This window comes from Sphingomonas sp. CV7422 (assembly GCF_027945725.1).
GTDB lineage: Bacteria > Pseudomonadota > Alphaproteobacteria > Sphingomonadales > Sphingomonadaceae > Sphingomonas > Sphingomonas kyungheensis.
The window spans coordinates 457,373-483,334 of the sequence record NZ_CP115900.1; the positions used below are offsets into that span (position 1 = coordinate 457,373).

A 25,962-nucleotide genomic window follows, 5' to 3' on the forward strand; every position below is an offset into this window, starting at 1 on the left:
GCGCGGGCGGTGGGCTGGTCGACCGGCTGGTGCGCGCTGGCGCTGGCGCTGCTGGGCACCGCCCCGGCGGCAGCGCGGGACGCGGCGACGGACGCGCCGCCGCGACTGGCGGTGGCGGCACCGGCGGGGTTCGACGGCCTGCTCGCACCGCAGGCGGCGCTGGTCGACGTCTATCTCGGCGGCCGCGCGATCGGGCAGGCGCGCGTCCATTATCGCGGCGACCGCATCAGCTTCGACGCGGTCGATGCGCTGGTCGCGCTGATCCCCGATGTGCGCGATCCCGCGGCGGTGCGTGCGGCGCTGGCGATACCGGAACTGCCCGCCCACCGCGCGCTGGTCTGCGCGGGCGACATCGATCCGGCCGATTGCCGGACGCCGACGCCCGACGTGGCGGGCGTGGTGTTCGACGAGGCGCGGTTCCGCGTCGACCTGTTCCTCCACCCGCGCCTGCTCGCCGTCCGCCCCGCCGCCGAACGCCGCTACCTGCCGCGGCCGCCGTCGCAGCTCACCCTGGTCGACCAGATCGGCGGGACGATCGCGGGCAGCGGCGGCTATCGCGACTATGCGCTGCTCAACCGGGCGCTGCTCGGTTACGGCCCGGCGCGGCTGCGCAGCGAGACCTCCTATTCGTCACGCTATGGTCTGCTCGCCGATACGCTCGCGGCGGAGCTCGATACGCCGGGCTATCGCCTGTCTGCGGGCGTGCAATGGGCGCCGGGGATCGACCTGACCGGCCGGCGGCGGCTGGTCGGCGTCGGTGTGCAGAGCCAGATCGACACGCGGCTCGACCGCACGGTGATCGTCGGCAGCCCGCTGATCGTGTCGCTGGCGATGCGGTCGCGGGTCGACGTGCTGCGCGACGGGCGGCTGCTCACCTCGCGCAGCTACGATGCCGGCAATCAGGCGATCGACACCAGCGGCCTGCCCGACGGCGCCTATGAGGTGGTGCTGCGGATCACCGGCGCCGGCGGCGCGGTGCGCGACGAGCGCCGCTTCTTCACCAAGAACGCCGCGATCCCGACGGTCGGCGCGCCGATCGTCTTCGCTTATGCGGGCGTGCTCGCCGACGATCGCAACGGCCGGTTCGTGTCGCCGTCGCGCGTCGCCTTCTACGAAGCGGGGATCGCACGGCGGCTCGATCCGCACCTCGCCTTGGACGCGACGCTGATCGGCACGGATCGCAATGCGATGGTCGAGCTCGGCGGCTATTGGCTCGGCCGCACGGCGCAGCTGCGAGGAGCGGCGCTCGCCTCGGTCACCGGCCAGTTCGGCGTGCTGGTGCAGGCGAGCGCGGCGGAGGCGGCGCGCTTCCATTATGCGATCGACCTGCGCCGGGTATGGAGCCGCGGCGACCGGCCGCTCGTCCCGCTCGGTGCTCGCGACGATGCCGCGCTCGGGCTCGGCACCGAACCGGCGGCGCGGCTCGCGAGCGGTGGCTTCACGCAGATCAACGCGACGGTCAATTACGCCCTGCCGCGCGGGCAGATCGCGCTGTCCGGCTTCTATCGCGACGACCGGCGCACGCGGGCGAGCTATGGCCTCGGCCCGAGCCTGACGATGCCGCTGATCCAGCGCGGCGGCGTGCAGGTGACGCTGCGCGGCGACGCGACGGTGACCAATCAGGCGCACGCGGTCTATCTCGGCATCAGCCTGCAACGGCTGCGCGGCACCAGCGCGGTGAGCGCGACCGCCGGCCTGCGCGGCGACGGCGGCGCGGGCGTGCGCGGGCGCGCCGCGCCGGTCGGCGGGATCGGCGCCGCGTGGCAGACGGATCGCGCGCTCGGCGGCACGCTCGCGCTGTCGGGCGGCGTCGAGCGCGAGATCGACGGCACGCTCGCGCGCGGCCATGCCGACTGGCGCGGCGATGCGGCGAGCCTTTCCGCCGATCTCGCCCAGCCGCTCGCCGGCAGCAACGGCACGACGCAATACAGCCTCGGCTTCCAGACCACCGCCGCGGTGATGCGGCAGGGGCTGGCGATGCAGGGGCGCGAGCGCAACGACAGCGTCATCCTCGTCGCGCTCGCCGGCGCTGCGCCGGACGACGGCGCCGACGATGCGGCGTTCGAGGTGCTGGTCGACAATGGCGCGCGCGGCATCGTGCGGCCGGGCGGCACGCTGGCGGTGTCCGTCCCCGCCTATCGCCAATATGCGGTGCGGCTGCGGCCGACCGGCGCGGCGCTGATGCAGATCGACGGCGGCGCGCGCACCGTCAGCGTCTATCCCGGCACGGTCGCGCGGCTGGCGTGGCGCGCGCGGACGGTGATGGCGATGTTCGGCCGGCTGCTGTGGCGCGACGGATCGCCGGTCGCCGATGCTGCGATCCGCGCACCCGGTGCGATCGGCAGCACCGACGGCGCCGGCTATTTCCAGATCGAGACGGCGCGGGACGCGACGCTGCGGATCGCCGCGCCGGACGGGCGCAGCTGCGCGATGCCGGTGCGGGCGACCGCCGGGGCGAGCGGCTATGCCGCGCTCGGCACGCTGATCTGCGGCGGCGGATCGATATTCAACCAGATCGCGGATGCGCGGCCATGACGGAGAGACGAGGATGAGGGCGATCGGGATGAGGGCGATCGGGATGAGGGCGATCGGGATGAGGACGTTCGGGATCGTCGCAGCATCGGGACTCACCGCCTCGCCCGCCGCGGCGCAGCTGGTGCTGAGCCAGGTGGTGGTCGACCTGCCGCCGACCGCGCCGCCGCGCGTCGACGTCGAGGCGGCGAACGGCGGCACGGAGCGGATATACGTCGTCGCCGAACCCGCCGAGATCATCGCGCCCGGCACGCCCGACGAGCGCCGCGTCGTCGATCCCGATCCGGCGCGCAGCGGCCTGCTCGTCTCGCCGCAGAAGATGATCCTAGAACCCGGCGAGCATCGGCTGATCCGCATCGCCGCGGTGGCGCCGCACGGCGCGCGCGACCGGGTCTATCGCGTCACGGTCAAGCCGGTGGCGGGCGAGGTCACCGGCGCGCAATCGGCGCTCAAGGTGCTGGTCGGCTACGACATGCTGGTGATCGTCCGGCCGCAGGTGATGACCGATGCGGTCAGCGCGCGGCGCGACGGCACGATGCTGACGCTCGCCAACGACGGCAGCACCAGCGTCGAGCTGTACGACGGCAGGCAATGCGCCGCGGGCGGCGGCGACTGCCGGCCGCTGCCGGCGAAACGGCTCTATGCGGGCGCACGCTGGGTGCAGCCGGTCGATCCGGCGCGGAGCGTCACCTATACGGTCAAGGCGGGGCTGGCGGTGAAGACGATGACCTTCCGCTGACGCCTTGCCGATCCGCCGCCCGGCCCGTAGGCGCCTCGATAGAAGCCGGTAAATCGAATAGCTTAGGGGGCATTATGCGGATTATGGGGTGGATCGCCGGCGGGCTCGCCGTGGCGATGGCGGCCGCGACGCCGGCGGCGGCGCAGCTGACGCTGGAGGCGAACGGTGCGCGGGCCGATGCCCGCTGGGGCGGTGAACTCGGGGTCGGCTACGGCTTCGGCGCGGCGGGCTTCCGCCTGACGCCGATGATCGGCGCCTTGGTCTATCGCGGCGACAACGATCGCTATCATGAGGATCCGAACGGCGGCAACGCCCGCTGCCGCGATGGCGAGACCGGCCAATATGCGGCGAGCAGCAAGTGCGACGATACCGCGGTCAAGGCCTATGGCCGTGTCGAGGCGACCTATGCGATCCCGCTCCTCGCCACGGTCGGGGCAGGCGTGCGCATCGGCGACGACCTCCGCCCCTATGGCACGGTGGCGCTGCCGCTGCTGCCGACGATCAGCGTCAAGGGCAATGCCGGCCCGCATTATTACGCGCTCGGGCTGCGCGTCGGTCTATAGGCCGCCCTGGAAGGCGAAGGTGAAGCGCGACGGTGTCGTCTTCGCGGAGGTGCCGGCGCGGCGGGCGGGGGTGACCGCGGTCAGCGTCAGCAGGCCGTCGGCGACCGGCACCGGCACGCCGAGGATCAGGTCGACCGGCTTCGTCCAGTCGCCGCCCGAGACGGTGGCGCGGACCACGACCCGCCCGGCCCAGACGCAGGTCGTGCCGACCGGGCAGCGGCTGTCCTCGACGACGTGATCCGGGCGGACACGCGGACCGCCGACCAGCGCGGTCTCGCCGAGCGCGACCGGGCCTTCGACCGGCGGATGCTGCGCACAGGCGGCGAGCGCGACGGCCAGCGCCGTCGCGGCAGAGCGGCGATGGCTCATGCGACGAGGAATCCTTCGGGCGGGTCCGGGTGAGGAAATGGCCTTTCACCGCTTCGGGCCACACGGCGAACGCCACCTCTCCCGTCTCGCTCGCCGCATAATGCGCGGCGAAGGTGAGGATCGCCTGCGCCGTCGCGGCATCGGGGCGGAACCGGCCGAGCACATAGCCGATCTTGCCCGGCGCGCGGAGATGGACGGTACAGGCTTCGGCGCAGGCGAACAGGCAGGGCATCGCCCGCACCGCCACTCCCGTAGAGGCCTGACCGGCCTGCGCCTCGCGCAACGCGGCGAGCAGCCGTGCGCCGGCGGGGCCTTGCGCGGCATCGCGGGGATCGCCGCGGCGGTGGCAGGTGCTGCACGCGATGACGTCGACGCCGGGGGGAACGGGGACGAGCTTCATATCCGCATCACGCTGTCCTGCCGCGGCCCGGCACCTGCCGCCGGCATGGCGGCAGGGGGATGGCGGAGCCGCCGGCCTAACGGTCGACACCGGGTTTGCCAACCGGACGGCCCCGGTACGCTGGCGTACACTGTCCGAAGCGGGCGACGAATAGGGTCGACTTGCTGACGTTAACCATTAAGGGCGGCCGCAGCGGCAGATTTCTCCCGAATATGTCGTGTGCAGTTCTCCAGGACTGTCGGAGCCGTCGCTACGTGAGGTGGCGGCGGCTCCACCTTGTCGGGCGTCGCGGCGGCGGAATGACGCGGCGATGCGACCCATCGCGCCGCGGTGCGTTGCCGTCTCCACACAAGGAGACCGACGATGAACGACCCGATCCGTCCCGATGCCGAAGGCCAGACCGACCTGCCGATCCAGCCGACCGGATCCGGTGTCGCCGATCTCGAAATCGCCTATGAACAGATGAAGCTCGCCGAACAGGCCGAGGCGGATGTCGGTGCGGTGTCGGATATCCCGACCGAGCCGGGCGCCGCCGCGGCCGAGAGCGCCGCGCATCCGAGCTGATCGCCGCCCGCGGCGCGTCGGCATTCTGCCCCGCCGGCGCGCCGGCCTTTTCGTGACGCCGGGTGTCCGGCGGGGAGACTGACGATCTTTCACCTGTTCTTCGCGACACCCACTGCGTACGTCATCCTGCGCTGGCTGCTGCCGCTCGGCCTGCCGCTGTGGACGAAGGGGGGCATCGGCCTCGCCATGCTGGCGGCGTCGCAATTCCATTTCTGGAGCCGACTCTCGTCCGGCTCGGTGTTCGCACCCGAATTTCCGCGTGGCGTGGTGATCGCGTTCAACTGGGCGTTCGGCGCCCTGCTGCTGCTCGCGTTGGTGCAGATCGCGCTCGATCTCGGCACGCTCGCGACGATGGCGGTGCGGCGCGGTGGCGTCGCGCTGCCCGATACGGTACGTTATGCCGCGGCCGGGGTGGCGGCGCTGCTCGCCGCGATCGGCGTCGCGCAGGCCGTGCGGGTGCCGCCGGTGCGCGATATCGCGGTGACGATCCCCGATCTGCCGGCGGCGTTCGACGGCTATCGGCTGATCCAGCTGACCGATCTGCACATCAGCCGGCTGTTCCCGCAAGGCTGGGCGCGGGCGGTGGTCGATCGCACCAATGCCGCCGGCGCGGATCTGATCGTCGTCACCGGCGATTTCATCGACGGTTCGGTGGCGATGCGCCGCGACGACGTCGCGCCGCTCGCCGGGCTGCGGGCGCCCGACGGCGTCTATGCCATCCCCGGCAACCACGAATATTTCTTCGATTACGGCGGGTGGATGCGCCACCTGAGCGGACTCGGCTTCCGCATGCTGCCCAACGCGCATCGCGTGCTGACACGTGGCGATGCGGCGATCGTGCTCGCCGGCGTCACCGATATCTCCGCGCGAGCGCATGGCGAGGCGGGGCCGGACCTCGGCGCGGCGCTCGCCCGCAGCCCTGCGGCGCCGGTGATCCTGCTCGATCATCAGCCGCGTCTCGCGCGGGCCGCCGCGGCGCGCGGCGTCGCGCTGCAACTGTCGGGGCATACGCACGGCGGGATGATCGCCGGGCTCGCCGCGGCGCTGGGGCCGGCGAACGGCGGCTTCGTCTCCGGCCGCTATGACGTTGACGGCATGACGCTGTACGTCAGCAACGGCACCGGCCTGTGGCCGGGCTTCGCGCTGCGCCTGGGCCGCCCGCCCGAGATCACGCGGATCACGCTGCGCGCCGCGCGGTAAGGGTTTGCGAAGAGGCAAGCACGGCGTCAGCCGCGCGCCCAAGCATGACACCTCTGCGCGTCCGCGCGAACCGCTACAGGCCGAGCTTGTCGAGCGCCGCGGCGAGTTCGCCGTCGACCGCCGCATCCTTCGGGGTCAGCCGGTTGAGCGCGGTCTGGACGCGGGTCTGCGCGACCTGCAGCGTCTTGTGCCGCACCTCCCGCGTCGCATTGGTCCGCCACGAGGCGCTCTCGCCGAGCAGCGCCGCCCATTTCGCCTCCTCGGCGGCAAGGATGGCGAGCGCGAGGCGCAGGCCGTCGCGGCGGCCGCGGGCATAATCGTCGGACGGCGCGCTCACGCCGGCGCGACGCCGTCGGCGTTGACCAGCTGAGGCCCGACCAAGGTGCCGACCAGCCGGACGCGCTTCTCCACGAGATCGACCGGGGTGCGATGCAATTCGAGCTCCCAGCGTCCACCCGCATCGCGGCGGAGGTAGAAGGCGCCGCCGTCGCGGATCAGCGTGCCGGTTTCATCGACCCTGGTGCCGATCGCGATCGTCATGGCGGCCCTCTTCATGCAAGCGTCGGAACGGTGGCAGGGGGTGCGATGCCCCGCCGATCCGCCACGGGGGTCGGTGCCGGTCGTGCCGGCGGCGCCTCTCCCCGCGGTGGCTGAGCCCCCGGCGCAACGGCGTCAGCCTGCCGGACCAGTGGGCAAAAAGAAAGGCCGATCGAAACGACCGGCCGTAAAGTTTTTAGGAGAGGATGCCTGAAAGGCACGCTCTTTGTGCAGCGCAGCACCGATCCTCGCAAGTGCAAATGTTAGCGCTTAGCATGCAAAATATGCAATCGTCGGGGATGCAGCCCACGGTGCGCGTCAGTCCCGGCTCTTGCCCGAATTGGCGAACAGCACCGCCGCGGCCACCGCCGCGGAGCCGATGCCGACGCCGATGATCCGCATCGGCCAGCGCTTCTTGCTCGCCGGATCGCGCGTCGCCGCGACGGCATCCTGCTGCGCCTTGGCGGCGGCGGCGGCGGCGAGGATCTCATTGGGTTGATCGGACATGCTTACTCTCCCTTGCCGCGCTGGTATCGCCCTCGAAACGCATCGGCGAATGCGGTCAACGTGCCGTCTGCAATGGCGTTTCGCAGGTCGGCCATCAAGTCTTCGTAGAAGCGGATATTGTGCTCGGTCATCAGCATCGCGCCGAGGATCTCGCCGGCGCGGACGAGATGATGGATATAGGCGCGGCTCCAGGTCGTGCAGACCGGGCAGCCGCACGCCGGGTCGAGCGGCGTCTGGTCCTCGGCGAACCGGGCGTTGCGCAGGTTGATCGGTCCCTCGCGGGTGAAGGCCTGGCCGGTGCGCCCCGATCGCGTCGGCATGACGCAGTCGAACATGTCGATGCCGCGCTCGACCGCGCCGACGATGTCGTCGGGCTTGCCGACGCCCATCAGATAGCGGGGCTTGTCGGCGGGCAGCTGGCCGGGGGCGAAGTCGAGGCAGCCGAACATCGCCGCCTGTCCCTCGCCGACGGCGAGGCCGCCGACCGCATAGCCGTCGAAGCCGATGTCGACCAGCGCGTCGGCGCTTGCCTTGCGCAGCCCCTCGTCGAGCGCGCCCTGCTGGATGCCGAAGATCGCATTGTTGGCGCCGTGGTCGCCGCCGCCGTCGAAGGCGGCGCGGCTGCGCTTCGCCCAGCGCATCGAGCGTTCCATCGCCGCCGCCTGCACCTCGCGCGTCGCGGTGGTCGGCACCAGCTCGTCGAACGCCATGACGATGTTGCTGCCGAGCAGCCGCTGGATCTCGATCGAACGTTCCGGGCTGAGCAGGTGGCGCGTGCCGTCGAGGTGCGACTTGAACGACACGCCCTCCTCGGATCGCTTGGTCAGATCGGCGAGGCTCATCACCTGATAGCCGCCCGAATCGGTCAGGATCGGCTTCGACCAGCCCATGAAGTCGTGCAGCCCACCCAGCCGCGCGACCCGCTCGGCGCCGGGGCGCAGCATCAGGTGATAGGTGTTGCCGAGGATGATGTCGGCGCCGGCGGCGGCGACGTCGGCGGGCTTCATCGCCTTGACGGTGGCGGCGGTGCCGACCGGCATGAAGGCGGGGGTGCGGATCGTGCCGCGCTGCATGGCGATCGCGCCGGTGCGGGCGCGGCCGTCGGTCGCGGTGATGGTGAAGGCGAAACGCGGAGACATATCCTCGCTTTGGCGAAGCCGGTGCGCGGTGTCGAGCGTTGGGAGCGGGCAAGGAGAGATGCTGATGACCGACGCTTCGATGGCCCCCGGCGACGACGCCCCCGCCGGCACCCCCGGCACCGGCGAGAATGTCTGCCCGCGCTGCAACGGCAGCGGCCGGATCGACGATGCCGCCTGCCCGAATTGCGACGGCAGCGGCGTGGTGATCGAGGGGATCGGCGGCGGGTGAGCGGCGGCTAGCGCTTCTTCTTGCCGGGCGGGCCCATCGTCCGGCCGGCATTGGCGCGGATCGTCAGCAGCTCCTTGTGGGAGACGAAGCCGTCGCGGTTCACATCGAGGCGGGCGAAGACCCGCGCGAAGGCGGCCTGCAATTCGGCGAGCGTGATGCGGTTGTCGCCGTCGCTGTCGACCTCGAACGGGCTCGGCAGTGCGTTGCGGTCGCCGAGCCAGCGCTCCGCCCAGTCGGCGAAGGCGATATAGCCGATGGCGCCGCTGTTGCCGGTATCGCTCGCCGCGAAGCTGCGGCGGACGCCGGCGTCGAGCTCGGCGCGGCTCGTCCGGCCGTCACCGTCGCTGTCGAAGCCGGCGATCGCCATGCCGACCGGCTCGACGACGAAGGTCGCCGGCGGCTGGCCGGGCGGCGTCGCGGCGGGGATCGCCGCCTGGAGCAGCAGCGCGAGCAGCATCAGCGCCGCCCCGGCAGCAGCAGCGACGCATCGCCATAGCTGTAGAAGCGATAGCCGGTGGCGATCGCATGCGCATAGGCCGCCTGCATCCGCTCCCGCCCCATCAGCGCCGAGACCAGCATGAACAGCGTCGAGCGCGGCAAGTGGAAGTTGGTGATCAGCCCGTCGATGCCGCGGAAGGCATAGCCGGGGGTGATGAAGATCGCGGTGTCGCCCTCGAACGGGGCGATGATCCCGTCTTCGCCCGCCGCGCTCTCGATCAGCCGCAGCGAGGTGGTGCCGACCGCGATCACCCGCCCGCCGCGCGCGCGCACCGCGTTCAGCCGCGCGGCGGTTTCGGCGTCGATCCGGCCCCATTCGGCATGCATGCGGTGATCGGCGGTGTCGTCCGCCTTGACCGGCAGGAAGGTGCCCGCGCCGACGTGGAGCGTCAGCGTCTCATGCGCGATTCCCGCTGCGCCGAGCGCGTCGAGCAGCGCCGGCGTGAAGTGCAGCGCCGCGGTGGGGGCGGCGACCGCGCCGGGTTCGGCGGCGAACATCGTCTGGTAATCGTCGGCGTCCTGCGCGTCGGTCGGGCGCTTGGCGGCGATATAGGGCGGCAGCGGCATTCGCCCGGCGCGTTCGAGCAGCAGCTCCACCGGCTCGTCGCCGAGGAAGTCGAGCGCGAAGCTGCCGTCGTCGCCGCGATCGCTCGCGCGGGCGGCGACGCCGGCGCCGAATTCGATCAGGTCGCCGTCGCGCAGCCGCTTGGCGTTGCGGATGAAAGCGCGCCAGCGCCGCGGCCCTTCGCGTTTGTGCAGCGTCGCGCCGATCGTCGCGCCGGCACCGCCGCGTCCGCCCTCCGCGCTGCCGCCGCGGCGTCCTTCGAGCTGCGCGGGGATGACGCGCGTGTCGTTGAACACCAGGCAATCGCCGGCCCGCAGCGCACCCGGCAGATCGCCGACGACCCGGTCGAAGGTGTCGTCACCGTCGAGCACGAGCAGCTGCGCCGCATCGCGCGGCACCGCCGGCCGCAGCGCGATCCGCTCGGGCGGCAGATCGAAATCGAAGAGGTCGACCCTCACTGGCCGGCGGCGGCGGCCTTGGCGGGCGCGCGCTTGGGCGCGGCCTTGCCGGCCGGCCCGATGCCGGGCAGCGTCACCGGCGCGCCGAGCGTCACCGGGGCGGGCGGGGGCGCCGGCGTATAGGCCGGCGGATTGTCGGCGGCGATATAGGCGTGGACGATGCGGGTCGGATTGGCGGGCGGCTCGCCGCGCTCGATCGCATCGACATATTGCATGCCGTCGAGCACCCGGCCGAACACCGTATATTTCTTGTCGAGGTTGAGCTTGGGCTGAAAGACGATGAAGAACTGGCTGTTGGCGCTGTTCTCGTCATCGGCGCGCGCCGCCGATACCGCGCCGCGGACGTGCGGCAGGTAATTGAACTCGGCGGCGACGTTGGGCAGCGTCGAACCGCCGGTGCCGTCGCCCTTCGGGTCGCCGCCCTGCGCCATGAAGCCGTCGATCACGCGATGGAACAGTAGCCCGTCGTAGAAATGCTGGCGGGTGAGCGTCTTGACCCGCTCGACCATCTTCGGCGCGACATCGGGGCGCAGCCAGATCGTCACCCGGCCGCCGTCCGACAGATCGAGCAGCCAGAGGTTCTGCGGGTCGTTCATCGCCGGCGGCGTCGCCCGCTGGGCGGGCGCGACGGGCGCGGTCTGCGCCGTGGCGGCGACGGGCAGGATCGACAGGCTGAGGGCAACGACAAGCAGACGGGCGAACGGGCGCATGGAATATCCAACCTAGGTGGGTTGCGGCGGCTTAGAGCAAAAACCGGGTTGCACCAAACTGAACGTGCGGGGGCAGCGGGCTAGCTTCCCTTGCGGCCCAGCACGTTCACGCGCGCGACCACCTCTTCGCAGACCGCCGGCGTGACGAATTTGGCGATCGGACCGCCGAACAGCGCGATCTCCTTGACCAGCCGGCTGGCGATCGGCTGCAGCGCGACATCGGCCATCAGGAAGACGGTCTCGACGCGCGGATTGATCTGCTGGTTCATCCCCGCCATCTGATATTCATATTCGAAGTCGGCGACCGCGCGCAGCCCGCGGATGATGACGCGCGCGCCTTCGCGCTCGGCGAAATCCATCAGCAGCGAATCGAACGACACCACCGCGACATTGCCGCCGAGCTCGGCGACCTCGCGGCGGACGATCGCCATCCGTTCCTCGATCGAAAACATCGGCGACTTGGACGGATTGGTGGTGACGCCGATCACCAGCCGGTCGACCAGCTTCGCGCCGCGCCGGATGATGTCCATATGCCCCAGGGTGATGGGGTCGAAGGTGCCGGGATAGACGCCGATCCGCTCTGCCATGAAACCCCCCTTGGACCGTCGCCTCAGCGGTCGCGGTCGACGACGTAGCGCGCCACCGCGCGCAGCACGTCCGCTTCGGCGCCGAAGCCGTGGAGATGCTGTACCGCCTGGTCGACCAGCATCCGGCATTGTTCGCGCGCGCGCGTCACGCCGAGCAGCGACAGGAAGGTTTCCTTGCCCGCCTCGCCGTCCTTGCGCAGCGCCTTGCCGACCCGCGCCTCGTCGCCCTCCGCATCGAGCAGGTCGTCGGCGATCTGGAAGGCGAGGCCGAGGTCGTGCGCATAGCCGTGCAGGCTGCGCCGCCCCTCGGGCGGGACATGGCCGAGGATCGCGCCCATCTCGACCGAGACGGAGATCAGCGCGCCGGTCTTCATCTGCTGCAAGCGCGTGACGGTGGCGAGGTCGAAGCGCGAGCGTTCGGCGACGAGGTCCATCATCTGCCCGCCCGCCATGCCGCTCGGGCCGGAGGCGCGGGCGAGCGCCATCACCAGCTCGGAGCGGACGAAGGGGTCGGCATGCGTCCGGGGATCGGCGAGGATCTCGAAGGCGAGCGCATGCAGGCAGTCGCCGGCGAGGATCGCGGTCGCCTCGTCGAACGCCTTGTGCACCGTCGGCTTGCCGCGGCGGATGTCGTCATCGTCCATCGCCGGCAGATCGTCGTGGATCAGCGAATAGACGTGGATCGCCTCGACCGCCATCGCCACGTCGAGCGAACAGTCGCGGTCGACGCCGAACAGATCGCCGGTCGCGGTCACCAGCAGCGGCCGCAGCCGCTTGCCGCCGCCGATCGCGGCATGGCGCATCGCGCGATACAGGTCGGCGCGGGGATCGTCGGGAATGGCGAGCAGACGGTCGAAGCGCGCGTCGATATCGGCGCAGACCGTGGCCAGGGCGTCGTCCAGCGGCGTCGTCACGCGATCAGGCCGCGGCAAAGGGGCGCGTCTGCGTCGGCTTGCCCTCGGCATCGAGGCGGATCGCCTCGATCCGGGCCTGCGCCGCATCGAGCCGCTCGGCGCAGCGCTGCCGCAACCGGTCGCCGCGCTCGTAGAGCTGGATCGATTCGTCGAGCGTCGCCTCGCCGCTTTCGAGGCGGCCGACGATGCGTTCGAGTTCCTTGAGCGCGTCCTCGAACGTCAGGCTTTCGATCGGATTATCCATGGTGTTGCTATGCGGCAGCGCCGAAGCGGGTGCAAGCGCCCGCCGCCCGCTCAGTGCGCCCGCGCGGTCCATGTATAGAGCACCGAGACGCCGACGAGACCGAGGTCGATCGCCGCCTGGAAGCGGCGCGGGCGGGGATCGCCGATATCATGGGTCAGCAGGCGGATGTCCGGAGTCGGGTGCCGCACCGCGACGACGGCGAGCAGCGCGATTCCCGCGACCGCCCATTTGCGCTGCTGCCTCATGCCTGCCCGTCTCCTTCGCGAGAGGACAGACATACCAGAGATTACAAGCCCCTGCCAGCGGGTCAGGCGACCTGCGCGAGCGCGACGCCGTGACGGACGCGATCGCGCCCCGCCGCCTTGGCGGCGAACAGCGCGCGGTCGGCGCAGCGGTACATCGCCTTCCATTCGGTCTCGCGCGCGAGCGTGCCGGTGCAGGTGCCGATGCTCGCGGTGACGATCAGATCGAACGGCATCCGCTGGACGCGCAGCCGGTCGAGCACGCCGCGCGCATCGAGCGGCTGTTCCGCCGGGCTGAGGATGGCGAATTCCTCGCCGCCGATCCGCGCGACCAGCGCGTCGGGCGCGGCGGCGCGCAGCGCGCCGGCGATCAGCCGCAGCACCTCGTCGCCGCCGTCGTGGCCGAGCGTGTCGTTGATCCGCTTGAAATGGTCGATGTCGACGAGGATCAGCTGATGCTCGCCGGCCCGGCCGATCGCGCCGTCGAGAAAGGCGCGGCGGTTGAGCAGGCCGGTGAGCGGATCGGTCGCGGCGAGCCGGTGGGCGGCGATTTCCCGCGCCCGCGCCGCATCGCGCTCGAGGCTGAGCAGCCGGATGCGATAGGCGACGCCGAGCGACGACAGCGCCGCCTCCAGCGCCATCGCCAGCAGCGTCGAATTGTCGATCCACCAATGCCAGGCGATCAGCTGATAGGCGGCGAGGATGCGCACCCCGGCGAGCACCACCGGCGCGCCCCAGGCGAGACCGAACAGCCACAGGTAATTGCTGCGCCGGCGATAGGCGCGGTAGAGGATCGGGCCGATCAGCGTGATGACGCCGACATAGGCGATGGTCGAAATACCGTCGGTGATCGCCACATAGCGGGGCGTGAACCAGGCATAGGCGGTCGCGGCGGTCAGCAGCGTCGCGATCAGCCCGGTGCTGTAGGGGCGCAGCCAGCCGTCGAAGACGCGGCGTTCAAAAAAGGCGCGGGCGAACACCAGCGCTGCCGAGGCGGTGCCGGCCAGCAGCAGATAGTTGAGCCGCTGGCGGTCGTTGTTGTCGATACCGCTGATCTGGCCGAGCAGGCCCGACGAGGAGAAGGCATAGCCGAGCAGGAACAGCACCATCAGGCAATAGGCCGGCTGGAACGCCTGCCGCAGCGCCGCCCACAGCGCGAGATTGTAGATCAGCAGCGCCAGGCACATGCCGGCAAAGGCGGCATAGAGCGCCGCCATCGTCATGTCGCTCGCAGCGGCGGTATCGGCATCGACCAGCACCGGGCCGATCAGCACGCCGCGCCGGTTGAGCGAGCCCTCGACATGCCAGAGCAACCGCGTCGGCGGCGCGGCATGCGGCGGCAGCGGCAGCTCGATCGTCGCGCCGAGCCGCAGGTGCCGGCCGGTATCGCCGCTGGTCACGCCGATATGGCGGATCGCCCCGTCGGCGTAGCGGACATTGAGGGTGACGCGCGACTGCCAGAGGCTCGCCTGGCGCAGGCGCAGCGGCACGGTGCCGGGCGGCAGCGGCTGCGAGATCAGCCAGAAGTCGCCGGGGCCGAACCTGCTCTGCTTCGCTGTACAGGCGAAACGATCGGGCCGGTCGAACAGCGTCGCAGCCTCGTCACCGGCGGCGGCGGGGCGGATGCAGCTGTCGAGGTCGATCCGCGTCGCGGCCTGCGCCCGTCCGGGCAGCAGCGCGGCAACGACCAGCAACAGGACGGTGAGAATCCATCGGGTTGCGGGCGGCGGCATGCGTGAGAGCGCTAGCAGACGAATGCGAACCGAGGGTTAACGGAAGCTTGTGCGGATGGCCTTGGGCTAAGGCCGGCAGCGGCTATACGCCTGTGTCATGACCGACGGGACGGAACCACGGGTGGGCTGCGGCGCAGCGATCGTCGCGGATGGACGGATCCTGCTGCTGCGTCGCCGGCGACCGCCCGAATCGGGTCATTGGGGGCTCGCCGGCGGCAAGATCGACCTGTTCGAACCGGCAGAGGCGGCGATGCGGCGCGAGGTGGGCGAGGAACTCGGCATCGTCGTCGGCGCGGTCGAGTGGCTGTGCTTCGTCGACCAGATCGATCGCGCCGCCGGCACGCACTGGGTCGCGCCGATCTATCGCGTCCTCGATTTCACCGGCACCCCGCGCAACTGCGAGCCCGACAAGCACGACGGGCCCCAATGGTTCGCGCTCGACGCGCTGCCGGAGGCGCTCACCACCCCGACCCGGGCGGCGCTGGCGGCCCTGCGGCAGCTCGGGTGAGGGGGCCGGCGAAGCGTCCGCGACCGCGCGCGGCGCCGCCTGACAGGCAGTGTCGTTCGAGCTTGTTTGAGGCCTCCGCGATCGGCTGATGAATGCGCCGGTGATGGCGGGATGTCTCGGCGCACCACGACCGTTGTCTTGCTTGGCTAAGAGATGCCCGCCTGCGCGGAACGTCCGCGATACTCGCAGCCTCGCCCGATACACCCCGTCACCCCGGACAGGTTCCGGGGTCCACCGTACCGCAAAAGCAACAAACGACGCTCCTGCCGAACCGTGTATGCCGGAACACGTCCGGCATGACGGCAGAAGGTTTCCAGTACTCCGCGAAAGCGGAAGCCCAGTATCTCCTTGCTCCCAAGACTGCCGTTCTACTTGGCACTGGATTCCCGCCTGCGCGAGACCTCTGCGAAAGTTTCGAAACCGCCCCGGCGAAAGCCGGGGCCCAGTTGGGAGGTATTGTAACTGATTGCAAAGCTTCACCAAACTGGACCCCGGCCTGCGCCGGGGTGGTACGTGAGCAGGTCAGGTTGCTACTTTCGCAAAGGTCCCGCCTGCGCGGGTATACTGCGTCACGTGGCAAGCAGATCAGCCTCCAGAACCACCTTGCCCACGCAAACGCTCGGATATGTCGAACGGTCAAGTGACCTCGACACAGATCCCGCCCCTGCGAGACCGCAGGCGACCGCAGCGAGTCCGGCTCACCGCAAGGTGTCGCAACGATCTAGAGGACACCCCCCGCCGTTCCCCCCTATAAATCTCTGCGTCCTCTGCGTCCTCTGCGCCTCTGCGCGAACCCGGCACCAGTCGCCGGCCGGACAAATCCCCCTGACGAACCCAGCCCAAATGGACCGGGCGGGCCGTATAGCTTTGAGCCAAAACACAAAATGCCACCCGCTGTCCTACGCGACCGGCCTTTGCTAGCGGCACGGGCGCACGAATCGCTCCTTCTCATCGTCGAACAAACGGAAACGATCGGCCCGGATCGTTTCGATCAAGGTGTCCATCTTGTCCATGTTGCCCCATTCCGGCCACATTCAGGCCTCCGCCGTCGCTCTTCCCGGGGGCGGCGATGCTTCGCCGTGCAAGGGTTTCGATCAACAATGGCTGGACCGGACGCCGCAGCATGCGGTCGCGTGATCAACCACCCCGTCATGCCGGAGCGATAACGGCACAAGGCACTACGCAGCGCGACCACCGCGCCACATGGAAAATGGGCCGCCCGGTCGCCCGGACGGCCCTGTCTCCACGTGGCATCAGCGACGCCATGCCGCCACGCCGATCGCCCCCGGGTCCCCCGGGCACTACCCGGAAGGCGCAAACGCAAACGGGCCGGACTGTCGCCAGCCCGGCCCGCTGCCATTCAAACCCGACGCCTTACTTCGCGTCGACGGGCTCCGCCTTGCCCTTCTTCTTCGGCTTCTTCGGCGCGGCGGGTTCGATCGCGAAGGACAACGTGCCGTCCTTCATCCGCACCGTGACCTCGCCGCCATGGACGAGCTTGCCGAACAGCAGTTCCTCGGCGAGCGGCTGCTTGATCTTCTCCTGGATCAGGCGACCCATCGGACGCGCACCATAGAGCTTGTCATAGCCCTTTTCGGTCAGCCAGCTCTTGGCGGCATCGTCCAGGTTGATGTGGACGTTGCGGTCGGCGAGCTGGAGTTCGAGCTGGAGGATGAACTTGTCGACGACCCGCGCGACCACCTCGGTCGGCAGATAGCCGAACGGCACGATCGCATCGAGGCGGTTGCGGAACTCCGGCGTGAACATCTTCTGCACCGCCTGCTCGTCCTCGCCCTCACGGGTGAGATTGCCGAAGCCGACCGTCTCACGCGCCATGTCGGACGCGCCGGCATTGGTCGTCATGATCAGGATGACGTTGCGGAAATCGACCGATTTGCCGTGCTGATCGGTGAGGCGGCCATTATCCATGACCTGCAACAGGATGTTGAACAGGTCGGGATGCGCCTTCTCGATCTCGTCGAGCAGCAGCACGCAATGCGGATTCTGGTCGACCGCATCGGTGAGCAGCCCGCCCTGGTCGAAGCCGACATAGCCGGGAGGCGCACCGATCAGCCGGCTGACCGAATGGCGCTCCATATATTCGCTCATGTCGAACCGCTGGAGCGGGATGCCGAGGATCGACGCCAGTTGCTTGGCGACCTCGGTCTTGCCGACGCCGGTCGGGCCGGTGAACAGATAGTTGCCGATCGGCTTTTCCGGTTCGCGCAGGCCGGCACGGGCGAGCTTGATCGCCGAGGCGAGCTTCTCGATCGCGGCATTCTGGCCGAAGACGACGCGCTTCAGATCCGTCTCGAGGCTTTCGAGCGCGGCCTTGTCGTCGGTGCTGACCGACTTGGGCGGAATCCGTGCCATCGTCGCGATCACCGCCTCGATCTCCCTGGCGGTGATCGTCTTCTTGCGCTTGGCGACCGGCACCAGCATCTGCATCGCGCCGACCTCGTCGATCACGTCGATCGCCTTGTCGGGCAATTTACGGTCGTTAATGTAGCGCGCCGACAGCTCGACCGCCGACTTGATCGCATCCGGCGTATATTTGACCGAATGATGCTCCTCGAATGCCGAGCGTAGTCCGGCGAGGATCTTGATCGTGTCCTCGATCGTCGGTTCGTTGACGTCGATCTTCTGGAACCGGCGGAGCAGCGCGCGGTCCTTCTCGAAATGGTTGCGGAATTCCTTGTAGGTGGTCGAGCCGATGCACCGGATCGTACCGCCCGACAGCGCCGGCTTGAGCAGGTTGGACGCGTCCATCGCGCCGCCGCTGGTCGCGCCGGCACCGATCACGGTGTGGATCTCGTCGATGAACAGCACCGCATGCGGCAGCTTTTCCAGCTCGTTGACGACTGCCTTCAGCCGCTCCTCGAAATCACCGCGATAGCGGGTGCCGGCGAGCAGCGCGCCCATGTCGAGGCTGTAGATCACCGCCTCGCTGAGCACGTCGGGCACTTCGCCCTCGACGATCTTGCGGGCGAGGCCTTCCGCGATCGCGGTCTTGCCGACGCCGGGATCGCCGACATAGAGCGGGTTGTTCTTCGACCGGCGGCACAGGATCTGGATCGTGCGATCCACCTCCGGCCCGCGCCCGATCAGCGGATCGACCTTGCCGATCTTCGCCTTCTCGTTGAGGTCGACGGTGAATTGCTTGAGTGCGCTTTCCGTCTTGCCCTTCTCCTGTCCCTTGGCCGGCTTGTCTTCGTCGGCGCCCTTGGGCGTCGTCGCCTCGGCGGCGCCGCTGCCCTTGCCGACGCCGTGGCTGATGAAGCTGACCGCATCGAGTCGGCTCATGTCCTGCTGTTGCAGGAAATAGACGGCATAGCTCTCGCGCTCGCTGAACAAAGCGACGAGCACGTTGGCGCCGGTCACCTCGTCGCGGCCCGACGACTGGACGTGGAGGATCGCACGCTGGACGACGCGCTGGAAGCCGCTGGTCGGAGAGGGATCGGTCGCGGCATCGACCTTGAGCGCATCGAGCTCGGTATCGAGATAATGGGCGACGGTGGTCTTGAGGTCGCCGAGCTCGACATGACACGCCTCCATCACCTTGGAGGCATGTTCGTCGCCGATCAGCGCGAGCAGCAGATGTTCGAGCGTGGCATATTCGTGCCGACGCGAGGACGCGGCCTCGAGCGCCTTGTGCAGCGTGGTCTCGAGCGCGGGGGCGAAGGAAGGCATTCAGATTACTCCAGTCGGGCCGCGGTGGGTCGCCGCGCCCTTTCCCATCATGTCGGTATCGCGGACGCTCGCATCAAGCACTTGACGTCGCGTCGTCGGCATCGGCGAACCGGCCCGGGCGGCGCGACGGCCGGTCATCGCCTGAACAGCGCGTCCGCGCTGGCGCGATGATCGACCGATCGGTCGCGGGCGAGCCGGGTGCGCCGGATCTCCGCCTCCAGCGTGACGATCCGGGCATCGAGCTCGGCGATCGACAGCGGGTCGAGGTCCTGCCGCAGCAGCTCGGTCAATGCGTCGTTGGGACGCGACGGGGCGTCGTCCGATTCCATCGCTGCCTAACGTTGACCCCCGCCCGCACGATGTCAATAAGGCTGGACGGCGGCGTACCCCGCCCGCGGATCGACGGACAGGAACAGCGGATGAGCGAAGTGCCCGAGACGATGCAGGCGATCGACCCGGAGGCGCATGGCGGGCCGGAGGTGTTGCGGCTGGTCGAGCGACCGGTGCCGCGCCCGGCGGCGGGCGAGGTGCTGATCCGCGTCGCCGCGGCCGGGGTCAACCGGCCCGACGTGTTGCAGCGCAAGGGCAATTACCCGCCGCCGCCGGGCGCACCGTCGATCCTGGGGCTGGAGATCGCCGGCACGGTGGCGGCGGTCGGGCCGGATGTCGACCCGGCGCTGCTCGGCCAGCGGGTCTGCGCGCTGCTCGCCGGCGGCGGCTATGCCGAATATGCCGTCGCGCCCGCCGGCCAGTGCCTGCCGGTGCCCGACGGGCTGGAGATGGTCGAGGCGGCGGCGATCCCCGAGACGCTGTTCACCGTCTGGACCAATTTGTTCGAACGCGCCTTCGCCACCGAGGGCGACAGCGTGCTGCTTCACGGCGGGACCAGCGGCATCGGCACGATGGCGATCGCGCTCGCCAATCTGTTCGGGCTGACGATCATCGTCACCGCCGGGTCGGACGCCAAATGCGCCCGCGCGCTCGAGCTCGGCGCGACGCATGCGATCAACTACCGGACCGAGGATTTCGTCGAGCGGGTCAAGGCGATCACCGGCGGCAAGGGCGTCACCGCGGTGATCGACATGGTCGGCGGCGATTACGTGCCGCGCAACCTCCAGTGCCTCGCCGATGACGGCCGCCACGTCTCGATCGCGGTGCAGGGCGGCGCGCAGGCGACCTTGCCGCTGTTCGAGATCATGCGCCGCCGCCTGACGCTGACCGGGTCGACGCTGCGCCCGCGCGACACCGCGTTCAAGACGCTGGTCGCCGACGAGATCGGCCGTACCGTCTGGCCACATGTCGAGGCCGGGCGGCTGCGCCCGATCATCGACTGCACCTTCCCGCTCGCCGACGCCGCCGCCGCGCATGCGCGGATGGAGGAGGGCGACCATGTCGGCAAGATCGTGCTGACGGTATGAGCGGTGCCTAGCGCCCGCGGTTACGGGTCATCGGGTCAGGCTTGGCGGGCTTGACCCAGCCGTCGGGGGGCACGACGCGCGACTGGCTGGTGCCGAGGCCCATCGCGCCGGGGCGTTGCCGATCGAGGCCGGTCGGGTCGGCATCCTCGCCGCCGGCGCGCAGCAGGCTGATCCGGTCACGCAACCGACCCGCGGTCTCGAAATCGAGCGCCGCCGCGGCGGCCTCCATCTCCAGCCGGAGTGCCTCGATCGAGACGCTCACGCCGCGACCGCGGGCAGCGCCGCAGGCTCGGTCGCGGTGATCCAGCCGCCGCCGAGCACGCGTTCGCCGGCGTAGAGAACCGCCGCCTGACCGGGGGCGACGCCATATTCGGGCGCGGCGAAGCGCAACCGGTCGCCGTCGAGCCGCGCCGGCACCGGCTTGGCCATCGAGCGGACCTTGGCGGTGATCGGCCCGTCATAGTCGCCGCCAAGCCAGTTGAGCCCGCTGATCGCCGCCGCCGACACCGCGAGCGCGGCGCGCGGGCCGACCACGACCTGTCGCGTCGCCGCATCGACGCGAACGACGTAGAGCGGTTCGGGCGAGCCGCCGATCTCCAGCCCGCGGCGCTGGCCGACGGTGAAATGGATGATGCCGCGATGCGTGCCGAGCCTGCGACCGGCGAGATCGACGATATCGCCCGCAGTGTCCGCCTCGGGGCGCAGCTTGCGGACGAGGCCGGCATAATCGCCGTCGGGGACGAAGCAGATATCCTGGCTGTCGGGCTTGGCGGCGACGCCGAGACCGAGGTCGGCGGCGATCGCGCGCACCCGCGGCTTGGGCAGGCCGCCGAGCGGGAAGCGCAGATAGTCGAGCTGCGGCTGCGTCGTCGCGAACAGGAAATAGCTCTGGTCGCGCGCCGGATCGGCACCGCGGTGCAGCTCGACCTGCGTGGGCGTGACCAGCCGGCGGACGTAATGGCCGGTGGCGAGGCAATCGGCGCCGAGCTCGCGCGCGAGGCTGAGCAGATCGGTGAACTTCGGGCCGGTGTTGCACTGGACGCAGGGGATCGGCGTCTGCCCGGCGAGATAGGCGTCGGCGAAGGTGTCGACCACCGTCTCGCGGAAGCGCGTCTCGTGGTCGAAGACGTAATGCGCGATACCCAGCCGGTCGCACACCGCGCGCGCGTCGCGGATGTCGCGGCCGGCGCAGCAGCTGCCGGCGCGGCCCGTCGCCTCCCCGTGATCGTAGAGCTGGAGCGTCACGCCGATCGTCTCCGCCCCGGTGTGCGCGGCGAGCGCGGCGACGACCGAGCTGTCGACGCCGCCCGACATGGCGACGACGATCCGCTTGCCGGCGAGCGGTTCGCCAAGCTGGAAATCCACTTCGTTCATGCCCGCTTCTACTCCGTCCGCCGCGGAACCGCAAAACCGCGCCTGGTTAACATGGGTTCACATAGGTTCGTGCAAAAGTCTGCGCGGCTTTACCGGGCCTTCATGGCTCGTTGCTAAAAAGGAGACTGGCACAGGCAACGACGAGTGGCACAGGTTGGACCTCAGCTTCCCAGGCTTCGACAGAAACACGGAGGTGACGAAACTTCCGGGGGATCTGGCGGTGCTGATGGTCGGCATCGCCGCCCGGCAGACGGCGTCTCCGACCGCCGTCGCCCAGGCACGGTTCGGCCGCATCGGTCACCCGTCGCGCTTGCTGCAACCGCTGGACGGCGCGTTCAACGGCCCAACCGCGGCTCTGCTCGCGCAATGGAGAGAAGGACGACCCCGGCCAGAAGGCTGAAAGCCCCGTTAACCCTCGCGTGCAATTCGATCTTCAAGACCGGCCGCTAGGGTTGTGTATCGCGTTTGAGAGGGGGCCCCCAGCCCCGATCGAGGTTAACTGATGATCGAGAACCAGAAAATCCGTCCTGCCAAGGTGATCGGCCCGCTCGGCGAATCGCTGACGCTGGATTCGCTGCCGCCGCCGTCGACGACGCGCTGGGTGGTGCGACGCAAGGCGGAAGTGGTCGCGGCGGTCAACGGCGGCCTGCTCACCGTCGACGAGGTGTGCGCACGCTATGGCCTGACGGTCGAGGAATTCGCCAGCTGGCAGCGCGCGATCGACCGGTCGGGCATGCCCGGGCTGCGCGTCACCCGGATTCAGCATTACAAGTCCCTGTACGAGCGCCAGCAAAAATATTGAGCGGGGTGGCTTGACGGCCGCGCTTCGTCCGAAAACCGAAACGCGTGCGGAACATTGTTACGGGGTTGAGAGTCTTTCCCGACGGAGCCCATGGCGGGCGCAACGGAGGGATTTATGGGTATCATTCTTTGGCTCGTCATCGGTGGCGTTATCGGCTGGCTCGCCAGCATCATCATGCGCACGGATGCCCAGCAGGGGATTTTCCTCAACATCGTCGTCGGCATCGTCGGTGCCTTCCTCGGTGGCCTGATCATCTCGGGCGGTTCGATCAACAATGCGCCGCTCAACATCACCTCGTTCCTGGTGTCGCTGCTCGGCGCTGTGATCCTGCTCGGGATCGTCAACCTCGTGCGTCGTGGTAGCGTTCGCTAAGAGCGGCGCGGCACGGCGTCGCTGACGCCACGCGAAGACAGGGCCGTCCGGGCGACCGGGCGGCCCTTTTCGTTATGCGGTGCGGCGGTGGCGTTGCGTGGTGCCGCGGGCCGTCTTCGGTCCGGTATGACGGGGTGGTCGCATGACCGCGAGCTGCTCCGTCCGTTTAGCCCTTCCTTGCCCCGGCTCTCTCGATACCGGGATTCGCCGCGGTGCGGACGGCCGGCGGCGAGTGCCTGAATGTGGCCGGAATGGGGCAACATGGACAAGTTGAACACCTTGATCGAAACGATCCGGCCTGATCGTTTCCGTTTGTTCGACAATGAGAAGGAGCGACTCTTGCGCCCGTGTCGCTAGCAAAGGCCGGTCGTGTAGGACAGCGGGCGACATTCTGGGTTTTGGTACAATGCCATACACTTTACCTCGTCCAATTTTTTGGCGGGGCTGGTCAAATGGGTCCGACGGGACGGCAACCGGCGACAGGTGCTGGGTTCGCGCAGAGGCGCAGAGGGCGCAGAGGGATGTGGCGGACGCGGCGGGGCGTGTGATCTCCGGAGGCCGCCCAAAGTCGGTGGTGAGCCGGGTTCGCCGCACGCATCGGACCCTTGGCAGGGCGGGGCATCTGTGGAGGTTGCCTAGTGATTCGGGGTATCCAAACGCCCGCGCGGACACGGCCGTCTTGGCGGTTAAGCCGCGAGACACGAGGCACTGTGTTCCCGCGCAAGGCGGGAATTCAACGTCAGGCAGAGCCGCAGTTCGCAATTGGAGACAATACTGAGATCCCACTCTTGCGGGAGCGCCGAAGGTGTTTGGGCATTTCCACTCCCGTTGACTTGTTCGCGAGATGACGTCGGGACTATTGCGGGGGCGGGAGTGTTGCAGACGGCGAGCCCTCTGTGTCCTCCGCGCCTCCGCGTCAACATGTCTGCATTTGCGACCGCTGCCGCCGCTATTGCAGCAGGAAGCGCACCGACAGCGTCACCGTCACCTCTTTCTCGCCCGGTGCGATCGCGGTGGGTGCGGCGTCGGCCTTGAGCGCGCGGGCCATGAACATCGGTTGCGGGCCGGGCGTGCCGGCGTCCTGGCCCGCCTCGGCGATCGAGATCACCCGCGCGACCTTCATCCCCGCCGCCGCGGCATAGAGGTCGGCGCGGGCGCGGGCGCGCTTGACCGCATCGGTGCGCGCCTCGTCGAGCGCCGCGTCGGGCTGGTCGATCGAGAGACTGGGGCCGTCGATCTGGTTGGCCCCCTGCGCGACCAGGGCATCGAGCACCGCACCCGAGCGGGCGACGTCGCGGAAGCGGACGCTGACCGTATTGGTCGCCTGATAGCCGGTGATCGCCGGCGGCTGGCCGTCGGTGTAGCGATATTGCGGGCTGAGCGCGACGGTGGCGGTGGCGATGTCGCGCGGCGCGACGCCAGCGCGCTTGAGCGCGGCGAGCACCGCGTCCATCCGCCGCGCATTGTCGCCGAGCGCCGCCGCGGCGGTCTGCGCCTGCGAGACGACGCCGGCACGGACCGTCGCGAGATCGGGCACCCGCGTCGTCCGCCCTTCGGCGCTGACGTCGAGGATCGTGCCCTGCGCCGGCACCAGCGGCTCGACCGTGGTCGGCGCGGTCTGCGCCTGCGCCGCCGCCGGGATCATCAGCGCTGCCGCGACGAGATATTTCATGTCTGTCCTTCCGAGTTGATCGATGTGGCACGAGCATTTGCCGCAGCCGGGATCAACCCCGGCTGAACAGGCGATGTTATTGCGGGAACTTCAAGAATAGGGCATGGCGACGGCGCCGCGCCAGCGGGGGCTTGAGCGTGGTGGCTTATTCATATAACACAGTCGCGACGCAGATGGCCTCACGAGTGGCCGAGGGGATGGGACGGGCATGAACGACTATCAGGGTTCGATCGGGCACGACGAGCGATTGGCACTGCCGGGCGATCCGGCGCCGTCGTCCCGCCGCCGCCGGATCGTCATCGCGCTGATCGTCGTCGCGCTGCTCGCGGTCGCCGGCTGGGCCTTGTTCGGCCGCAAGAAGGCCGATCCCGCCGCCGGCCAGAAGACCGAGCAGATGCCGGTCGTCACCGTCATCGTCCCCGGCCGCAAGACGGTCGACCGCACGATCACCGCGACCGGCACGCTCGCCGCGCGGCGCGAGATGCCGGTCGGCGTCGCCGGTGACGGCGGCATGATCACCCGCGTGCTCGTCGAGCCGGGCCAGTGGGTCGGCGCGGGGCAGGTGCTCGCCACCGTCGATCGCTCGGTGCAGACGCAGACCGCCGCCTCGCTCGCCGCGCAGGTCGCGGTGGCGCGCTCCGACCAGACGATCGCGCAGGCCGAGCTCGACCGCGCGCAGCAGCTCGTCGACCGCGGCTTCATCTCCAAGGCCGATCTGCAGCGCAAGGCGGCGACGCGCGATGCCGCGGCGGCGCGCGTCCAGGTCGCCGCCGCCAGCCTGCGCGAGGCGAAGGCGCGCAACGGCCGGCTCGACATCCGCGCGCCCGAGGCGGGGCTGGTGCTGACCCGCCAGGCCGAGCCGGGCCAGATCGTCAGCGCCGGATCGGGCGTGCTGTTCCGCATGGCGCAGGGCGGCCAGATCGAGATGCGCGCGCAGCTCGCCGAATCGGATCTCGCCAGCCTGCGCCCCGGCGCGCGCGCGACGGTGACGCCGGTCGGCAGCGATCGCAGCTTCGCCGGCGAGGTGTGGCAGGTGTCGCCGATCATCGACGCGACGACGCGGCAGGGGATCGCGCGCATCGCGCTGCGCTACGATCCGGCGCTGCGCCCCGGCGGCTTCGCCTCGGCGACGATCGTCGGCGGCGCCGCGGTCGCGCCGCTGTTGCCCGACGCGGCATTGCAGAGCGACGACAAGGGCAGTTTCGTGTATATCGTCGGCAAGGACGACAAGGTCGAACGCCGCAACATCAAGATCGGTCAGGTCTCCGACGCGGGCGTGACGGTGATCGCCGGCCTCGACGGCACCGAGCGCGTCGTGCGGTCGGCGGGCGGGTTCCTCGCCCCCGGCCAGAAGGTCAAACCCGTGGTCGCGGCCGCGCAGGCAAAGGCAAGCTGA

General features: G+C 69.7%; 30 protein-coding genes and 1 pseudogene. 12 read left to right on the top strand and 19 right to left on the bottom strand.

The features are described 5' to 3' along the window. Window positions 1-9: 9 nt before the first annotated feature. The 3 genes from PBN85_RS02235 to PBN85_RS02245 all read left to right on the top strand — a co-directional run bounded on the left by PBN85_RS02235 (window position 10) and on the right by PBN85_RS02245 (window position 3,834). Window positions 10-2,535: a TcfC E-set like domain-containing protein gene (locus tag PBN85_RS02235; RefSeq protein ID WP_037531805.1), complete on the top strand. Its 2,526-nt coding sequence runs from the start codon at window positions 10-12 to the stop codon at window positions 2,533-2,535. A 58-nt stretch (window positions 2,536-2,593) separates the two neighbouring features. After that, window positions 2,594-3,271, top strand: a complete 678-nt coding sequence (locus tag PBN85_RS02240; RefSeq protein ID WP_271300023.1) for a hypothetical protein — start codon at window positions 2,594-2,596, stop codon at window positions 3,269-3,271. Window positions 3,272-3,354: 83 nt separating this feature from the next. Further along, window positions 3,355-3,834 (top strand): hypothetical protein, encoded by a 480-nt coding sequence (locus PBN85_RS02245; protein WP_333781837.1) that lies wholly within the window; start codon window positions 3,355-3,357, stop codon window positions 3,832-3,834. Here the strand turns inward: PBN85_RS02245 and PBN85_RS02250 are convergent. Next, complete coding sequence (locus PBN85_RS02250) at window positions 3,829-4,203, bottom strand: hypothetical protein (protein ID WP_037531810.1); 375 nt, start codon at window positions 4,201-4,203, stop codon at window positions 3,829-3,831. The genes PBN85_RS02245 and PBN85_RS02250 overlap by 6 nt on opposite strands. Before the next feature lie 82 nt (window positions 4,204-4,285). Then, window positions 4,286-4,603, bottom strand: a pseudogene (locus PBN85_RS02255) (DUF1636 domain-containing protein); the annotation flags it as partial. Between the two features lie 363 nt (window positions 4,604-4,966). On the opposite strand from PBN85_RS02255, the gene PBN85_RS02260 reads away from it, so the two are divergent. After that, window positions 4,967-5,167 carry a hypothetical protein gene (locus PBN85_RS02260; protein ID WP_037531814.1) on the top strand — a complete coding sequence of 67 codons (201 nt, stop codon included), beginning with the start codon at window positions 4,967-4,969 and terminating at the stop codon, window positions 5,165-5,167. 186 nt (window positions 5,168-5,353) lie between these two features. Further along, window positions 5,354-6,367: a metallophosphoesterase gene (locus tag PBN85_RS02265; protein ID WP_271300024.1), complete on the top strand. Its 1,014-nt coding sequence runs from the start codon at window positions 5,354-5,356 to the stop codon at window positions 6,365-6,367. Window positions 6,368-6,440: 73 nt separating this feature from the next. Here PBN85_RS02265 and PBN85_RS02270 read toward each other — a convergent pair whose 3' ends face one another. From PBN85_RS02270 to tgt, 4 genes are all read right to left on the bottom strand, one after another. Beyond that, window positions 6,441-6,704, bottom strand: coding sequence for a hypothetical protein (locus PBN85_RS02270; RefSeq protein WP_271300025.1), 264 nt, complete (start codon window positions 6,702-6,704; stop codon window positions 6,441-6,443). Beyond that, the gene (locus PBN85_RS02275; RefSeq protein WP_037531818.1) at window positions 6,701-6,907 is read right to left on the bottom strand and encodes a DUF5818 domain-containing protein; all 207 of its coding nucleotides are present in this window, start codon (window positions 6,905-6,907) and stop codon (window positions 6,701-6,703) included. Before PBN85_RS02275 ends, PBN85_RS02270 begins: the two co-directional genes overlap by 4 nt. Before the next feature lie 315 nt (window positions 6,908-7,222). Further along, entirely contained in the window at window positions 7,223-7,411 is a 189-nt protein-coding gene (locus PBN85_RS02280; RefSeq protein WP_037531820.1) for a hypothetical protein, read from the bottom strand. 2 nt (window positions 7,412-7,413) lie between these two features. Continuing rightward, on the bottom strand, window positions 7,414-8,550 hold the full coding sequence (tgt, locus tag PBN85_RS02285; protein WP_271300026.1) for a tRNA guanosine(34) transglycosylase Tgt: 1,137 nt from the start codon (window positions 8,548-8,550) through the stop codon (window positions 7,414-7,416). Window positions 8,551-8,614: 64 nt separating this feature from the next. On the opposite strand from tgt, the gene PBN85_RS02290 reads away from it, so the two are divergent. Continuing rightward, entirely contained in the window at window positions 8,615-8,779 is a 165-nt protein-coding gene (locus PBN85_RS02290) for a hypothetical protein (protein ID WP_200870340.1), read from the top strand. Window positions 8,780-8,786: 7 nt separating this feature from the next. Here PBN85_RS02290 and PBN85_RS02295 read toward each other — a convergent pair whose 3' ends face one another. The 8 genes from PBN85_RS02295 to PBN85_RS02330 all read right to left on the bottom strand — a co-directional run bounded on the left by PBN85_RS02295 (window position 8,787) and on the right by PBN85_RS02330 (window position 14,730). Beyond that, window positions 8,787-9,236, bottom strand: a complete 450-nt coding sequence (locus PBN85_RS02295) for an EF-hand domain-containing protein (protein WP_271300027.1) — start codon at window positions 9,234-9,236, stop codon at window positions 8,787-8,789. Further along, window positions 9,236-10,300, bottom strand: a complete 1,065-nt coding sequence (gene queA, locus PBN85_RS02300; RefSeq protein ID WP_271300028.1) for a tRNA preQ1(34) S-adenosylmethionine ribosyltransferase-isomerase QueA — start codon at window positions 10,298-10,300, stop codon at window positions 9,236-9,238. Before queA ends, PBN85_RS02295 begins: the two co-directional genes overlap by 1 nt. Then, complete coding sequence (locus tag PBN85_RS02305) at window positions 10,297-11,010, bottom strand: peptidylprolyl isomerase (RefSeq protein WP_037531825.1); 714 nt, start codon at window positions 11,008-11,010, stop codon at window positions 10,297-10,299. The genes queA and PBN85_RS02305 overlap by 4 nt, the downstream gene beginning before the upstream one ends. 80 nt (window positions 11,011-11,090) lie before the next feature. Continuing rightward, complete coding sequence (gene coaD, locus PBN85_RS02310) at window positions 11,091-11,597, bottom strand: pantetheine-phosphate adenylyltransferase (protein WP_037531827.1); 507 nt, start codon at window positions 11,595-11,597, stop codon at window positions 11,091-11,093. A 23-nt stretch (window positions 11,598-11,620) separates the two neighbouring features. Continuing rightward, window positions 11,621-12,511: a polyprenyl synthetase family protein gene (locus PBN85_RS02315; RefSeq protein ID WP_037531880.1), complete on the bottom strand. Its 891-nt coding sequence runs from the start codon at window positions 12,509-12,511 to the stop codon at window positions 11,621-11,623. 4 nt (window positions 12,512-12,515) lie between these two features. Further along, window positions 12,516-12,755: an exodeoxyribonuclease VII small subunit gene (locus tag PBN85_RS02320; RefSeq protein WP_037531882.1), complete on the bottom strand. Its 240-nt coding sequence runs from the start codon at window positions 12,753-12,755 to the stop codon at window positions 12,516-12,518. Between the two features lie 50 nt (window positions 12,756-12,805). Further along, window positions 12,806-13,000, bottom strand: coding sequence for a hypothetical protein (locus PBN85_RS02325; protein WP_271300029.1), 195 nt, complete (start codon window positions 12,998-13,000; stop codon window positions 12,806-12,808). Window positions 13,001-13,062: 62 nt separating this feature from the next. Further along, on the bottom strand, window positions 13,063-14,730 hold the full coding sequence (locus PBN85_RS02330; protein ID WP_271300030.1) for a GGDEF domain-containing protein: 1,668 nt from the start codon (window positions 14,728-14,730) through the stop codon (window positions 13,063-13,065). A gap of 97 nt (window positions 14,731-14,827) precedes the next feature. Here PBN85_RS02330 and PBN85_RS02335 point away from each other — a divergent pair, with 97 nt between their 5' ends. After that, window positions 14,828-15,238, top strand: a complete 411-nt coding sequence (locus tag PBN85_RS02335; protein WP_271300031.1) for an NUDIX domain-containing protein — start codon at window positions 14,828-14,830, stop codon at window positions 15,236-15,238. Between the two features lie 1,374 nt (window positions 15,239-16,612). On the opposite strand, the gene clpA is transcribed toward PBN85_RS02335, so the two are convergent. Together clpA and PBN85_RS02345 are read right to left on the bottom strand one after the other, a co-directional pair. After that, on the bottom strand, window positions 16,613-18,928 hold the full coding sequence (clpA, locus tag PBN85_RS02340; protein ID WP_271300032.1) for an ATP-dependent Clp protease ATP-binding subunit ClpA: 2,316 nt from the start codon (window positions 18,926-18,928) through the stop codon (window positions 16,613-16,615). A gap of 134 nt (window positions 18,929-19,062) precedes the next feature. Next, window positions 19,063-19,257, bottom strand: coding sequence for a DUF1192 domain-containing protein (locus PBN85_RS02345; RefSeq protein ID WP_037531833.1), 195 nt, complete (start codon window positions 19,255-19,257; stop codon window positions 19,063-19,065). A 90-nt stretch (window positions 19,258-19,347) separates the two neighbouring features. Between PBN85_RS02345 and PBN85_RS02350 the strand changes: the two genes are divergently transcribed. Next, a complete protein-coding gene (locus PBN85_RS02350; protein WP_271300033.1) occupies window positions 19,348-20,346 on the top strand; it encodes an NAD(P)H-quinone oxidoreductase in 999 nt (332 codons plus the stop codon). Between the two features lie 7 nt (window positions 20,347-20,353). Here the strand turns inward: PBN85_RS02350 and PBN85_RS02355 are convergent, their stop codons facing one another. Both PBN85_RS02355 and mnmA read right to left on the bottom strand, forming a co-directional pair. After that, window positions 20,354-20,608, bottom strand: a complete 255-nt coding sequence (locus PBN85_RS02355) for a UvrB/UvrC motif-containing protein (protein WP_081792895.1) — start codon at window positions 20,606-20,608, stop codon at window positions 20,354-20,356. Beyond that, the gene (gene mnmA, locus PBN85_RS02360; RefSeq protein WP_271300034.1) at window positions 20,605-21,720 is read right to left on the bottom strand and encodes a tRNA 2-thiouridine(34) synthase MnmA; all 1,116 of its coding nucleotides are present in this window, start codon (window positions 21,718-21,720) and stop codon (window positions 20,605-20,607) included. Before mnmA ends, PBN85_RS02355 begins: the two co-directional genes overlap by 4 nt. Before the next feature lie 154 nt (window positions 21,721-21,874). Between mnmA and PBN85_RS02365 the strand changes: the two genes are divergently transcribed. The 3 genes from PBN85_RS02365 (at window position 21,875) to PBN85_RS02375 (ending at window position 22,894) form a co-directional block, all read left to right on the top strand. Beyond that, window positions 21,875-22,120 (top strand): hypothetical protein, encoded by a 246-nt coding sequence (locus PBN85_RS02365; RefSeq protein ID WP_081792896.1) that lies wholly within the window; start codon window positions 21,875-21,877, stop codon window positions 22,118-22,120. A gap of 102 nt (window positions 22,121-22,222) precedes the next feature. Further along, complete coding sequence (gene sciP / locus PBN85_RS02370) at window positions 22,223-22,522, top strand: CtrA inhibitor SciP (RefSeq protein WP_037531838.1); 300 nt, start codon at window positions 22,223-22,225, stop codon at window positions 22,520-22,522. A gap of 114 nt (window positions 22,523-22,636) precedes the next feature. Continuing rightward, a complete protein-coding gene (locus PBN85_RS02375) occupies window positions 22,637-22,894 on the top strand; it encodes a GlsB/YeaQ/YmgE family stress response membrane protein (RefSeq protein WP_037531839.1) in 258 nt (85 codons plus the stop codon). A 949-nt stretch (window positions 22,895-23,843) separates the two neighbouring features. Here the strand turns inward: PBN85_RS02375 and PBN85_RS02380 are convergent. Next, window positions 23,844-24,566, bottom strand: a complete 723-nt coding sequence (locus PBN85_RS02380) for an SIMPL domain-containing protein (RefSeq protein ID WP_037531840.1) — start codon at window positions 24,564-24,566, stop codon at window positions 23,844-23,846. A 208-nt stretch (window positions 24,567-24,774) separates the two neighbouring features. Between PBN85_RS02380 and PBN85_RS02385 the strand changes: the two genes are divergently transcribed. After that, a complete protein-coding gene (locus PBN85_RS02385; RefSeq protein WP_271300035.1) occupies window positions 24,775-25,962 on the top strand; it encodes an efflux RND transporter periplasmic adaptor subunit in 1,188 nt (395 codons plus the stop codon).

Coding starts and splice junctions, on each gene's coding strand:
- PBN85_RS02330 (WP_271300030.1), bottom strand. CDS start 14,730: ATGCCGCCGCCCGCAACCCGATGGATTCTCACCGTCCTGTTGCTGGTC.
- PBN85_RS02385 (WP_271300035.1), top strand. CDS start 24,775: ATGAACGACTATCAGGGTTCGATCGGGCACGACGAGCGATTGGCACTG.
- coaD (WP_037531827.1), bottom strand. CDS start 11,597: ATGGCAGAGCGGATCGGCGTCTATCCCGGCACCTTCGACCCCATCACC.
- PBN85_RS02375 (WP_037531839.1), top strand. CDS start 22,637: ATGGGTATCATTCTTTGGCTCGTCATCGGTGGCGTTATCGGCTGGCTC.
- mnmA (WP_271300034.1), bottom strand. CDS start 21,720: ATGAACGAAGTGGATTTCCAGCTTGGCGAACCGCTCGCCGGCAAGCGG.
- PBN85_RS02380 (WP_037531840.1), bottom strand. CDS start 24,566: ATGAAATATCTCGTCGCGGCAGCGCTGATGATCCCGGCGGCGGCGCAG.
- PBN85_RS02260 (WP_037531814.1), top strand. CDS start 4,967: ATGAACGACCCGATCCGTCCCGATGCCGAAGGCCAGACCGACCTGCCG.
- PBN85_RS02345 (WP_037531833.1), bottom strand. CDS start 19,257: ATGGAATCGGACGACGCCCCGTCGCGTCCCAACGACGCATTGACCGAG.
- tgt (WP_271300026.1), bottom strand. CDS start 8,550: ATGTCTCCGCGTTTCGCCTTCACCATCACCGCGACCGACGGCCGCGCC.
- PBN85_RS02290 (WP_200870340.1), top strand. CDS start 8,615: ATGACCGACGCTTCGATGGCCCCCGGCGACGACGCCCCCGCCGGCACC.
- PBN85_RS02245 (WP_333781837.1), top strand. CDS start 3,355: ATGGGGTGGATCGCCGGCGGGCTCGCCGTGGCGATGGCGGCCGCGACG.
- PBN85_RS02295 (WP_271300027.1), bottom strand. CDS start 9,236: ATGCTGCTCGCGCTGCTGCTCCAGGCGGCGATCCCCGCCGCGACGCCG.
- clpA (WP_271300032.1), bottom strand. CDS start 18,928: ATGCCTTCCTTCGCCCCCGCGCTCGAGACCACGCTGCACAAGGCGCTC.
- PBN85_RS02335 (WP_271300031.1), top strand. CDS start 14,828: ATGACCGACGGGACGGAACCACGGGTGGGCTGCGGCGCAGCGATCGTC.
- PBN85_RS02325 (WP_271300029.1), bottom strand. CDS start 13,000: ATGAGGCAGCAGCGCAAATGGGCGGTCGCGGGAATCGCGCTGCTCGCC.
- PBN85_RS02305 (WP_037531825.1), bottom strand. CDS start 11,010: ATGCGCCCGTTCGCCCGTCTGCTTGTCGTTGCCCTCAGCCTGTCGATC.
- PBN85_RS02265 (WP_271300024.1), top strand. CDS start 5,354: ATGCTGGCGGCGTCGCAATTCCATTTCTGGAGCCGACTCTCGTCCGGC.
- PBN85_RS02275 (WP_037531818.1), bottom strand. CDS start 6,907: ATGACGATCGCGATCGGCACCAGGGTCGATGAAACCGGCACGCTGATC.
- PBN85_RS02350 (WP_271300033.1), top strand. CDS start 19,348: ATGAGCGAAGTGCCCGAGACGATGCAGGCGATCGACCCGGAGGCGCAT.
- PBN85_RS02280 (WP_037531820.1), bottom strand. CDS start 7,411: ATGTCCGATCAACCCAATGAGATCCTCGCCGCCGCCGCCGCCGCCAAG.
- PBN85_RS02250 (WP_037531810.1), bottom strand. CDS start 4,203: ATGAGCCATCGCCGCTCTGCCGCGACGGCGCTGGCCGTCGCGCTCGCC.
- PBN85_RS02240 (WP_271300023.1), top strand. CDS start 2,594: ATGAGGACGTTCGGGATCGTCGCAGCATCGGGACTCACCGCCTCGCCC.
- sciP (WP_037531838.1), top strand. CDS start 22,223: ATGATCGAGAACCAGAAAATCCGTCCTGCCAAGGTGATCGGCCCGCTC.
- PBN85_RS02320 (WP_037531882.1), bottom strand. CDS start 12,755: ATGGATAATCCGATCGAAAGCCTGACGTTCGAGGACGCGCTCAAGGAA.